12 protein-coding genes and 2 tRNA genes are annotated in these 12,020 nt (G+C 31.8%); 11 read left to right on the top strand and 3 right to left on the bottom strand.

Annotation, left to right across the window (positions count from 1 at the left end; all coding sequences use genetic code 11):
* Positions 1-12: 12 nt before the first annotated feature.
* Positions 13-702, top strand: a complete 690-nt coding sequence (locus ACHRV0_RS02390; protein ID WP_129023493.1) for a tol-pal system YbgF family protein — start codon at positions 13-15, stop codon at positions 700-702.
* Between the two features lie 56 nt (positions 703-758).
* Here the strand turns inward: ACHRV0_RS02390 and ACHRV0_RS02385 are convergent.
* The 3 genes from ACHRV0_RS02385 to rseP all read right to left on the bottom strand — a co-directional run bounded on the left by ACHRV0_RS02385 (position 759) and on the right by rseP (position 2,371).
* Positions 759-832: transfer RNA gene (locus ACHRV0_RS02385), tRNA-Asn, on the bottom strand.
* A gap of 38 nt (positions 833-870) precedes the next feature.
* Positions 871-944: transfer RNA gene (locus tag ACHRV0_RS02380), tRNA-Asn, on the bottom strand.
* An 86-nt stretch (positions 945-1,030) separates the two neighbouring features.
* Positions 1,031-2,371 carry an RIP metalloprotease RseP gene (rseP, locus tag ACHRV0_RS02375; protein WP_395439784.1) on the bottom strand — a complete coding sequence of 447 codons (1,341 nt, stop codon included), beginning with the start codon at positions 2,369-2,371 and terminating at the stop codon, positions 1,031-1,033.
* Positions 2,372-2,708: 337 nt separating this feature from the next.
* On the opposite strand from rseP, the gene ACHRV0_RS02370 reads away from it, so the two are divergent.
* The 10 genes from ACHRV0_RS02370 (at position 2,709) to ACHRV0_RS02325 (ending at position 11,933) form a co-directional block, all read left to right on the top strand.
* On the top strand, positions 2,709-3,029 hold the full coding sequence (locus ACHRV0_RS02370; RefSeq protein ID WP_395439783.1) for a hypothetical protein: 321 nt from the start codon (positions 2,709-2,711) through the stop codon (positions 3,027-3,029).
* A 64-nt stretch (positions 3,030-3,093) separates the two neighbouring features.
* Positions 3,094-3,273, top strand: a complete 180-nt coding sequence (locus tag ACHRV0_RS02365; protein WP_395439782.1) for a hypothetical protein — start codon at positions 3,094-3,096, stop codon at positions 3,271-3,273.
* Positions 3,274-3,484: 211 nt separating this feature from the next.
* Entirely contained in the window at positions 3,485-3,646 is a 162-nt protein-coding gene (locus tag ACHRV0_RS02360) for a hypothetical protein (RefSeq protein WP_395439781.1), read from the top strand.
* Positions 3,647-4,372: 726 nt separating this feature from the next.
* Positions 4,373-4,567 (top strand): hypothetical protein, encoded by a 195-nt coding sequence (locus ACHRV0_RS02355; protein WP_395439780.1) that lies wholly within the window; start codon positions 4,373-4,375, stop codon positions 4,565-4,567.
* A gap of 18 nt (positions 4,568-4,585) precedes the next feature.
* The gene (locus tag ACHRV0_RS02350; RefSeq protein WP_395439779.1) at positions 4,586-4,759 is read left to right on the top strand and encodes a hypothetical protein; all 174 of its coding nucleotides are present in this window, start codon (positions 4,586-4,588) and stop codon (positions 4,757-4,759) included.
* Between the two features lie 67 nt (positions 4,760-4,826).
* On the top strand, positions 4,827-5,969 hold the full coding sequence (locus tag ACHRV0_RS02345) for an HlyD family secretion protein (protein ID WP_395439778.1): 1,143 nt from the start codon (positions 4,827-4,829) through the stop codon (positions 5,967-5,969).
* Entirely contained in the window at positions 5,970-8,120 is a 2,151-nt protein-coding gene (locus ACHRV0_RS02340) for a peptidase domain-containing ABC transporter (RefSeq protein WP_395439777.1), read from the top strand. It begins immediately after the preceding gene.
* 114 nt (positions 8,121-8,234) lie between these two features.
* Positions 8,235-9,305, top strand: coding sequence for an NADH:flavin oxidoreductase/NADH oxidase (locus ACHRV0_RS02335; RefSeq protein WP_395439776.1), 1,071 nt, complete (start codon positions 8,235-8,237; stop codon positions 9,303-9,305).
* Positions 9,306-9,490: 185 nt separating this feature from the next.
* Positions 9,491-10,531, top strand: a complete 1,041-nt coding sequence (locus ACHRV0_RS02330) for a Gfo/Idh/MocA family oxidoreductase (RefSeq protein WP_395439775.1) — start codon at positions 9,491-9,493, stop codon at positions 10,529-10,531.
* A gap of 184 nt (positions 10,532-10,715) precedes the next feature.
* The gene (locus ACHRV0_RS02325; protein WP_129023482.1) at positions 10,716-11,933 is read left to right on the top strand and encodes an MFS transporter; all 1,218 of its coding nucleotides are present in this window, start codon (positions 10,716-10,718) and stop codon (positions 11,931-11,933) included.
* Positions 11,934-12,020: the final 87 nt, after the last annotated feature.

Raw genomic sequence — 12,020 nt, 5'->3', positions numbered from 1 at the left:
AATCAATTCATCATGAAAACAAATACAGTGCTTTTTAGAGTAATTGTATGCGTTTTTTCTTTTAGTTGTTACGCTCAGTCTATAGAGCAGACTATTGCTCATGCTGGAACTGGAAAAACGCAGTCAAAAGTTGATAGCAAATCAAATGAAGATCTTGTTATTGATTCTTATTTGGTTGTCGAAGTAATAAATATGCCGTTTGGAAAAAGAACAACTAAATATGAAGTCTCGAAGCTTGATATGGTATATACAAACGATCTAGGACCAAATAATACAAGGACTGTTACTCCAATATACAAAAAGGCAAAAGTTAGAAAAACAGAGATGATTTTGCCTTCGAAAGCTATTGTTGATACAATGTCGCAAAAAATTAAACCAATAAAAGTGGAGGTAATTACGCCAGCGTACACAGAGAACTCGGCAAACATAAATATTTTAAACACTTATGCCCATGTTTTAGATAAAGGATACAAATCTGTAGATATGCTTAAAAAAGTGGCTGATAAGTTTTATTTTGAAGATAATTACGAAGAAGCAGCCAAGTACTATTCTAAGCTCATTGATCTTGAGGCAAATTTAGAGGCAGTATTTTATTTTAGATATGCCCAGTCTTTAAAAGCAATAAGTGAAATAGAAAAAGCTGAAGAAATGATGAAGTTGTTTGAAAGCAAAAACGGAAACAGTGAACTAGCTAAAAAATAAAGCATAAAGTATTAAAGCAAAAAAAAGACGATCAATTTGATCGTCTTTTTTTTAAGCTCCCCCTCTTGGGCTCGAACCAAGGACCCTCTGATTAACAGTCAGATGCTCTAACCAACTGAGCTAAGGAGGAATCACCTTAAAGGTAAATTTGTTTGCTAAAAAAAGTTGCTCCCCCTCTTGGGCTCGAACCAAGGACCCTCTGATTAACAGTCAGATGCTCTAACCAACTGAGCTAAGGAGGAAGTTGTTGCTCTTTTTAGCGAGTGCAAATATAATCGATTTTTTAGTTTCTCAAAAATATTTTAACTCTTTTTCTCAATTTTTTTTTCTACTTCATAATTGCCTTGTAAATATCGTTTCCGTTTGCGAACAAAAGCAACGCTATAAGTAGTACGAAGCCAACCATTTGGGCGTTTTCAAGGAATTTATCACTCGGTTTTTTACCACTAATCATTTCGTATAATAAAAACATCACATGACCGCCATCAAGTGCCGGAATTGGCAATAAATTCATTACTCCAAGCATAATTGACAATAAAGCTGTGATTGACCAGAACGTTTCCCAGCTCCAAGAACTTGGAAAAATGTTATAAATAGCCGCAAAACCACCTACTTGTTTGTATGCTTTTGTTTCAGGATTAAAAATCATCTTCAATTGTTTTCCGTAACTTACTAACTGATCCTTTCCTTTTTGTAGACCAACTGGAATAGATTCGAAGAAACCGTATTCTTTTTTACTGATTTTATAATAGCCTAATTTCTCTAATGATTTCATGTCCAAACCACCAGGAAAAATACCTAATTTACTATCATTACCAACTTTTAATGTAATTGGAGTTTCTTTTAGATCACGTAAAATTACAGCGGGAATTTGTTTTCCTTTATTAGCTTCTAAAATTGCTTTTGCCTCGTCAAAATATTTAATTTTTTGACCATCAAGAGAAACAATTATATCTTTTGGTTTTAAATTTTGATTTGGAGAATCGTCAGTTAGTTTTCCAACTGCAAAAGGCGTACGGATCTCAACAAGAAGTCCTTTTTCTGTTTTAGAAAGCTGGTCAATGAAATCGGTAGGCATTGTAAGCGTTTGTTGTTTTCCGTCTCTTTCAATTAAAACATGTTTTGCCATGATGATATTTATGTTCATGTCTTTGTCGAAATTCTCAACTGTTTTTCCATCAATCGAAATAATTTTGTCACCGGTCTTAAAACCGGTTTTAATCATAGCAGGGTTTTCAATTAGAATACCATCTTTTAGATCTGTATTTGCAATATACTTGTCTCCATAAGCGAAAGCCATTCCTATATAGATAATAAATGCCAGGATAAAGTTTACGGTAACACCGCCAAGCATAATAATCAAACGCTGCCAAGCCGGTTTAGAACGAAATTCCCAAGGTTGTGGAGGTAAAGCCATTTGTTCCTTGTCCATACTTTCGTCGATCATACCAGAGATTTTTACGTAACCTCCAAGCGGTAACCATCCGATTCCGTATTCAGTTTCGCCAATTTTCTTTTTTAAAAGCGAATATTTAACATCAAAAAATAAGTAAAATTTTTCGACTCTTGTTTTAAACAATTTTGCAGGGATAAAATGCCCTAATTCATGAAGAATAATAAGTAAAGATAAACTCAATAGAAATTGAGAGAGTTTGATAACTATATCCATTTTTTATTTTTAGTTCGTATTTAACGCACAAAAGTAGCGTTTTCTATTTTAATTTAAGACCGCAAGATAACGTTTAAGGTTTTAAATGTTTGTTAATAAATGTTCTTCTTTTAAATCAAGGAGAATTTATTTGATGTCTTTATAATTAGTATCTCATTTGATAACAATGTTACAAATGTCTTATTGTGATACTTAAAAAACTTATTGAGGTTAGATATTATATTTTTTCAACATATATTCATTTTTCTTAAGAATTGAGTTGATTGATATTGTATGATAAAAAAGATTTCAGATTCTTATAAAACAGTTTATTTAATATTTTTTTATACGATGCATTATGAATTTTATTAAACAAATTGAAAGGATTAAAAAGATACATAAACTAATTAGTTCCGAGAAAACGGGTACTCCAAGTGTTTTTGCCAGAAAATTAAGTTTAAGCAGAAGTCAGCTGTACAATGAGCTAGATGTAATAAAAGAACTGGATGCTCCTATAAGGTATTGTAAAAAACGACAGAGTTTTTATTATGAAACTCCTTTTGAGTTATTATTAAACTACTCGCTTAAAATCATTACGAATGATGAATCAAGAGAAATTTTTGGAGGGACAAACTTCCGTCCAATTTTATTAGACGGAACTATGATAAGTTTGCTATAACAAAGTAATTCTCGAGAAAATGATTTTGTTAAAATTATTAATTAACCTTTTAAAATTTAAAGTTATGAATTTAGAAGAATTGAATTTGGTAGAGTTAAATGCTTTTGAAATGCAAGAAATTGAAGCTGGAGGTTGGCCAAGTATCGGTTGGTGGATGGATGTTGCTTTTGGTTATGGAGGAGGAAGTTCTGGAAGTAGAAGCTTTCGCGAACATTTATTAAATCCACCTGCTATGCTTATTTAAAAATTAAGGAGAGTCTTGATAAATCAGGACTCTTTTCTTTAAAATTTATATTAAAAATAAGACTGTTTATAGGAATATATGCAATTAGAAAAGCAGAAGTTGAATTGAATTTGGTTGAGCTTAGTACTACTTATGAAGTGCAAGAAGTTGAGGGTGAGAGTTGGCCAGTCTTGTGTAGGAGTTTCATGGATTTTTGAGAAAGGTAAGGCATATGGAAAATATTTGGCAAGTTCGTAATAATAAAGTAAATAATATTGAAGCAATTGAATTAAAAGAATTAGTTCGAATTGAGGCAGGATTTGGACCGCTTTGTTATGCAACTGTTGGAATATGGTTATTAGGAGTTGCCTATGGTTATTTTACTAATATATAGTAATTAGATGAAGACTAAAACAAGAACTTACCTCATATTATTATATGCATTAATACTTTGTAATTTAATAGATTGGGACTGAATTAAAACAGTTCCAATCTATTCAAAAAGGTTAAGTTATTAATTTTAAAATTATTATTAAATGAATATTTTAAGTAAGGATTTTTTTGAGAAAGAGCCTAAATTGAAATTGGTTTTTGCTATAATACTGGCGACTGCTATTCTTTTTTTTGTTGGATATACAATAGGAAAGGGATTTTATTATTATACTCATTAATAAAAAATCTGTTAATTTTTGTATCGATTTTAAGCACAAGCAAAATAGATCCTTCTGTTTTCGGAAAAATTTTAGTGTCAGATGTAGAAGGAAGAATTTTTATGACTAAATTATTGTGTCTAAATGGAATGTTACTTTGTAGAAGGTTTTATCGTATTAGATGCACTTGCGCTAGGATATCATTTACTTTAGTGTTTCTGCTATAAACTTGGGACAGCTTGTGTTAAATATGATGTAAAACATAATTTATTAACATTCTAGTTTATGAAAGAAAAAGCAATTATTAAAGCATGTTTCTTGGCATTATTTGTTGCAGTCTTCTGTTATTATTTAGGTACTGAGTGTGCTAAAAAAGATTTAAAATATATTACTGGTAAATAGAATATTAATGTTTTAACAAACACTAAGCTGTATATTGAACATAGCTAAGTGTTTATAATTTTGGAAAAATGGAAAAATTATCATCAGAAAGATTCGCAGTTTTTTTTGTATCGATTTTAATTGCAAGCAATATGGGGTTTTATATTTTAGGAAAAACCATGGCGCAAGAGAATGGAAAAGGAGAATTAGTATCAACACCATTATTAATAGTAATTGCCTTAAGTGTGGTTGTAAGCATTTTTTCAATTTTTAGAAAAAAATAATTTTAATGTAAGTTGTTTATGAAAAAAATCTTTCTTTTTCTTTCGGCACTTGTATATTTTTCTATTATAATAATAATGAGAAAATATCCTGAAAATCATGTTTTATCATTTTTATCTGGTGTATTTGCAGCAACAGGTGTTACTTTTTTTGTGTATGTGATTACTAAAAAAAGTATTTCAAGAAGTAAATAATAATAATTTTTTTTAGAATATTCTCTTTCCAAAAACATAAGAAAGAGAATATTCTTTTTATTTAAAAATGAATTTTAGCTCAGACCCAATAAATACGCTTGAAAACCTTATCGCAAAAAACAAAATAAAAAGTTTTTCAATTTACTTTATTATTCTTTTGGCAATCCTTATTTTTTTAGGATTACTACCATTAATAAAAGTTGATATTAGCAGTCAAAGTCGTGGAATAATCCGCAGTAAAACAGAAAATGTTCCCGTTACAACAATTGTTAGTGGAAAAGTTAATTGGATAGTTTTAAAGAATAATAATTTTGTAAAAAAGGGTGATACACTTTTAAAAATATCTAAAGAAAATCTTGAAAGTGATAAAAGAACTCAGGATACATTATTTAATTCTACTTCTTCCTTGCTAGTAGATATTTCAAATCTTTTACAAAATAAAACTTCGCAATTGCAGACCTCTACAGCACGTGAAGATTTATTCAAATTTCAATCGGGAAAAAATGAGTTGCAAAGTAAAATTTCGCAAGCGCAAATAAATTATGATCGCAATAAAATTCTTTATGATAAGGATATTATTGCTAAGGCAGATTTTGAAAAACTTGAATATGAGTTACGCTTAACTAAACAAGCGTTGCAAAGTTTTATAAGTCAACAAAAATCGACATGGGAAAATCAAAAAAGAGATTTAGAAGATCGTTTGAAGAATCTTAACGGTACAATTTCTAAAATAAATGTAGAATCCAATAATTATGTTGTTCTGGCTCCAATTTCTGGAACTATAGAAAACTTTTCAGGAATTCAAAAAGGCTCTTTTATAAATGCTTCGCAATCTATTGCCAGCATCTCTTCGCCAGATCATCTTATTGTTGAGAGTAATGTTTCTCCAAATGATATTGGTTTGATAAAGAAAAACCAAAAAGTAAAATTTCAGTTAGATGCTTTCAATTATAATCAATGGGGATTGCTAGAAGGAAAAGTTATCGATATTGATCATAATATTACGATGCAGGGTGATCAGGCATTTTTTAAAGTCCGTTGCGCTCTGGATTCACAAACTTTACAATTAAAATCAGGTTATAAAACCGATGTTTCAAAAGGCATGACCTTAACTACAAGATATGTAATTACACGCAGAAGTTTATTCGAATTGTTGTTTGATAAAATTGACGATTGGTTAAACCCAAAACAAATATCAAAAACAAAATAAATGGCTTCAATAAAAATAAAACAACATGACATTAAAGATTGTGGTGCAGCTTGTCTGGCATCTATTGGAAACCATTTTAAAGTTAATCTGCCTATAGCAAGAATACGTCAATACGCCAACACAGATAAACGCGGCACAAATGTGCTGGGGATAATTGAGGCAGCAGAGAAAATGCGTTTTACGGCAAAAGGAGTGAAAGGGGGTTTAGATTCATTAGATAAAATTCCGCTTCCTGCGATTGCTCATATTATTACAAAAGAACAACTGCATCATTATGTAGTCATTTATAAAGTAGAAAAGTCTAAAATCACGGTTATGGATCCGGGTTTTGGCAAAATAGAAGTTTATAGTTTTGAAGAGTTTCAGAAAATATGGTCAGGCGTATTAATTCTGTTTGCTCCAAATGATGATTTTAAAGCAGTAAATGAAAAAACTTCGTCTATAAAACGGTTTTGGAATTTAATTCAGCCGCATAAAACTATTTTAATTCAGGCTTTAGTTGGAGCCATAGTATTTACAGTTTTAGGGTTGGCAATGTCTATTTATATTCAAAAAATTACAGATTACGTATTGGTTGACGGCAATAGAAAATTACTTAATTTACTAAGTATTTCTATGATCGTAATTATCCTGCTGCAAGCTTATATTGGTTCAAAGAAAAGCATTTTTGTAATGAAAACGGGACAGTTAATTGATGCCAGATTAATCTTGGGTTATTATAAACATTTACTGCATTTGCCTCAGCGATTTTTTGATACTATGCAAATAGGAGAAATCACATCTCGAATAAATGATGCTGTAAAAATTCGATCCTTTATAAATGAAACTGCAATTGAAATGATTGTAAATGTTTTTATTGTCATTTTTTCATTTGCATTGATGTTTACGTATTATTGGAAATTAGCTTTGGTCATTATTCTTGTCATTCCATTTTATGCTATAATTTATTTTTTCCTAAATAAATTCAACAAAAAAGTCGAGCGAAACATTATGGAAAACGCTGCTGAATTGCAAACTCAGTTAGTCGAAAGTATTACACATGTTCGAACTGTAAAGGAATTTGGAATAGAAGGATTTTCCAATCTAAAAACTGAAAATAAATTTGTAAAACTTTTGTTTACAACATATAAATCAGGTTTGAATGTTGTTTTTGCTACAAGTTCAACACAATTTTTGGCTTCTGCATTTACAATAGTTTTAATGTGGATAGGTTCTGGTTATGTAATTGACAGGGCTATTACTCCGGGGGAATTATTTTCATTTTATGCTTTAATAGGATATTTTACTTCGCCAGTTGCTTCATTAATTGGGATGAATAAAACGGCACAAAATGCATTAATTGCAGCAGACAGGCTTTTTGAAATTATGGACTTGGAAAGGGAGGAAACCGAAAATAAAATAGAACTGCAAAAGGAGAGTTTGGGCGATATAAAATTCGAAAACGTTTCTTTTCGTTATGGTTCCCGTGCAGAGGTTTTTAAAAATTTCAATGCAGTATTCAAAAAGAATGAAACAACCGCTATAGTTGGCGAAAGCGGCAGTGGTAAAACAACATTAATTTCATTACTTCAAAATCTTTATCCGATAAAAGAAGGGAAAATCTACATTGGAAGTTTTGATACACAATTTATTCATTATCAAAGTTTACGAAAAATGGTTGGCGTTATTCCGCAACAACTGAATTTATTTTCGGGAAATATTATTGAAAATATTGCTTTAGGAGATTCTTTTCCAAATGTTCAAAGGATTTTAGAATTATCGAAACAATTAGGCATTACCGATTTTGTTGAAAAACTGCCAAATGGTTTTGAAACACAAATTGGTGAAAATGGAGCAATGCTTTCTGGAGGACAAAAACAACGAATTGCAATTGCTAGAGCATTGTATAAAAATCCAGAAATTTTATTAATGGATGAAGCAACATCATCATTAGACACTAACTCAGAAAAAATTGTAAAAGATACAATTGACAGCTTCAAAGAACAAGGGAAAACTATAATTGTTATCGCACATCGTTTGAGTACAATTGCAAATGCTGATACAATACTAGTAATGAAAGAAGGGACTATAGTTGAATCTGGAAATCATTTAGATTTATTGAATCAAAAATCAGAGTATTATAATCTGTGGAGAAAACAGAATCTGCTTTAAATGTTTGTTAATAAACAAACATTTCAATTTCTCATTTTAACAAGATGCCGTAACTTTACGTTTTATGATGCTGTCATTTTAATTGGTAGCACAAAACCATTAAAAGTTACAAATATGGCATCACAATTATTTTCTCCTTTAACTATTAAAAGTATAACCTTAAAAAACAGAATTGCGATTTCGCCAATGTGTCAGTATTCTGCTGTTGATGGGTTTGCAAACGATTGGCATTTGGTTCATTTAGGAAGTCGTGCCAGCGGAGGCGCCGGATTAATTATTCAGGAAGCCACAGCAGTTTCGCCAGAAGCTAGAATTTCTCCTGCCGATCTTGGAATTTGGAAAGAGGAACATATTGGCAAACTAAAACAAATTACAGAATTTATTACTTCTCAAAATTCGGTTCCAGGAATTCAATTGGCGCATGCAGGACGAAAAGCAAGTGTTTCGGCTCCGTGGCTTGGCAATAAAAAATTAAATTTCGATCAAGACGGATGGCAGACTGTTGCACCAAGCGCTATTCCGTATCATGATAATGAACCATTTCTTCCAGAAGCTTTAGACCAAAACGGAATTCAAAAAATAATTACTGATTTTAAGACAGCAACAAAAAGAGTAGTTGAAGCTGGATATAAAGTTTTAGAAATTCATGTAGCACACGGATATTTACTGCATCAGTTTTTATCGCCTTTAACAAATGTTAGAACTGATGAATATGGCGGGAGTTTTGAAAATAGAATCCGTTTTACGCTTGAAATTTTAGAAGCTGTTCAAACTGAATGGCCAAAAGATTTTCCTTTAATCGTTAGAATTTCGGCAACAGATTGGGCAGATGGAGGTTGGAATGTTGAAGAGTCTATAAAACTTTCAAAAATTTTAAAAGAAAAAGGAGTGGATTTAATTGATGTTTCATCAGGAGGATTGGTTTCACATCAAAAAATTCCAGTTGGTCCAGGTTATCAAGTTCATTTTGCTGAAAAAGTTAAAAAAGAAGCAAGCATCCTTACAGGTGCTGTAGGCTTAATTACTGAAGCAAAACAAGCCGAAGAAATCCTTAATAAAGATCAAGCCGATTTAATTTTGTTTGCCAGAGCATCATTAAGAAATCCTAATTTGCCTTTAGATTTCGCTGCAGCATTAAACGACGATATTCATTGGCCAAAACAATACGAACGAGCTAAACTATAAATTTATTTAGCCACAGATTACATAGATTGAAAGGATTTTTTTGAGTTTTTTCGCCACAAATTTCACGAATTTGCACAAATCGGTGCGTTTAAAAGCTTAAAATAATTCGTGTAAATTCGCGAAATTAGTGGCAAAAGAAAAACCTTTTTAATCACATTAATCTATGGCAAAAAAACTAAAGCAACATGCAAAAAATTAAAACAGCACTATTATCATACGGAATGTCAGGGAAGGTTTTTCACGCTCCATTTTTAGATATTCACCCCGGTTTTGAATTATTGGGATCTTGGGAAAGAAGTAAAAAACTCATTCAGGCAGATTATCCTGAAGTAAAAAGTTATCCTTCAATCGAGGATTTGTTAGCAGATGATGTCGATTTGGTAATTGTAAACACACCCGTTGGAACTCATTACGAGTATGCAAAAAAAGTGCTTTTAGCGGGCAAACACGCAGTCGTAGAAAAAGCATTTACGACAACTGTAGCCGAAGCCGAAGAACTTGCTGCACTTGCAAAAGAAAAAGGATTAAAACTAGCCGTTTTTCAAAACAGAAGATGGGACAGCGATTTTAAAACCGTTCAAAAAGTAATCCATGATGGTGTTTTAGGAGATTTGGTAGAAGCCGAAATTCATTTCGATAGATACAATCCTTTATTAAGCCCAAAAGCGCATAAAGAAACTGCCAATGATGGTGCTGGAGTTCTAAAAGATTTAGGCCCTCATATTATAGATCAAGCTGTTTGTTTATTTGGTTCTCCAAAGTCGGTTTTTGGAGATATTAGAATTACAAGAGAGAATTCTTTAGTAGACGACTGGATTGATTTATTATTGATTTATGAAGATTTTAGAGTGCGTTTAAAAGCAGGATTTTTTGTTAGAGAAGCTAATCCAGCATATACAATTCATGGAAAAAAAGGGAGTTTTTTAAAACCTCGCGGCGATGTTCAGGAAGATGAATTAAAAATTGGCAAGAAGCCGAATTTAGAAACATGGGGAACTGAATCTGAAGATTTACAAGGAATACTTCATACTGAAATTAACGGAAAAGCAATTCGAGAAAAAGTATCCACTCTTCAAGGAAATTATTTCTCTTTTTTCGATGGTGTTTTTAATTCAATATCAAATGATACAATAGAGCCTGTTACAGCACAAGACGGTGTAAAAGTAATGCAGATTATCGAAGCAGCAATTGCAAGTAATGCCGAGAGAAAAGCGATTAACTTATAAGATTTGATGCATTCAATATGGTTCTTTGAGTTTAGTAAAAATGAATGTTTTTATGTGTTAAAAACAATTTATGGCTTCAACTTATAAAACTACAACGTTATAACTTGTAGAACTAGTAGGGTTTGGCGGTCAATAAAATCTCTTTTTGTACTTTTATACTGTCAAACCTAAAAAAGTATCCATTTTGATAAATTTCAATCCATTACAATTATTCCAGACAAAAGGAAAAATCAAGAAAGTTTTTAGAGAAGCAAAAGCTTCTTACCTGAACCGAATTCGTTTTGCTGTTGGAATGTTTTATTTTGGAATGGGATTAAGTTTTGCAACTTGGGCAAGCAGAATTCCAGATATTAAAACCGCTTTGCACTTAACCGAAGGCGATTTGGGATCTATTCTTTTTGCCTTACCAATGGGACAGTTAATAATCATGCCGTTCTCTGGTAAAATGGTTACTAAATTTGGAAGCCACCGTGTTTTGGTATTCTCTTTAATTATGTATGTTTTATGTTTGGCTAATTTAGGGCTGGCGACATCAGCGCTGCAATTGTCGTTAGGTTTATTTTTGTTTGGACTATTCGGAAACTTGGCAAATATTGCTGTTAATACTCAAGGTGTTTATACCGAAGTTCTTTTTAAAAAAACAATCATGTCGTCGTTTCATGGTATGTGGAGTTTTGCGGGATTTACCGGAGCATTAGTAGGTTTAGGAATGTTAGCCTTAAATTTAACACCTTTACATCATTTTCTTATTGTGGGAGTCGTAGTACTTTTAATGGTCGCTTTCAATTTTAAATTTTTGGTAAAAGCCAAAGAAAAAATTAAACATACTGCCGAAAAGAAAAAGCTGTTTACAAAACCAGACAGCGCATTAATTTGGCTTGGCGTAATTGGATTTTGCAGTATGGCAAGTGAAGGAGTAATGTTTGATTGGAGTGGTGTTTACTTTAAAGATATAGTAAAAGCGCCCGGACCATTAGTTATTTTAGGATATACTTCATTTATGATTATGATGGCAGGAGGAAGATTTTTAGGCGACGGATTAATCAATAAATTTGGTCGTGAACGTGTAATGCAAATTAGCGGAATCTTAATTTCTGCGGGACTTTTTACAGCAGTTTTCCTTCCTTATATTATTCCGTGTACAATTGCCTTTATGGCAGTTGGTTTAGGTGTAGCAACTATTGTTCCCACAGTTTATAGTATGGCTGGAAAAAATCCTACGGTTCCGCCTGGCGAAGCATTAACAATTGTTTCGAGCGTTAGCTTTTTGGGTTTTTTAATGGGGCCGCCAGTTATCGGACATATTGCTCAAAACTTCGGACTTCAGTTTTCTTTTGCTTTTATCGGGATCTTTGGTGTTCTTATTGCCTTCATGGTTTCTAAAATTAGAACAACAGCTTAAATATTTTTGCCTTAAGACAGCACAAATTGATATGTAGACTTTAAATTTTGTAAGAATTTATTTTCTTTTGCAATAATTTATCTATAT

This window comes from Flavobacterium sp. FlaQc-30, from assembly GCF_044005885.1.
Classification (GTDB): domain Bacteria; phylum Bacteroidota; class Bacteroidia; order Flavobacteriales; family Flavobacteriaceae; genus Flavobacterium.
Note: the sequence above shows the minus strand (reverse complement) of the source record. Positions and strands in the feature narration are given on the sequence as shown.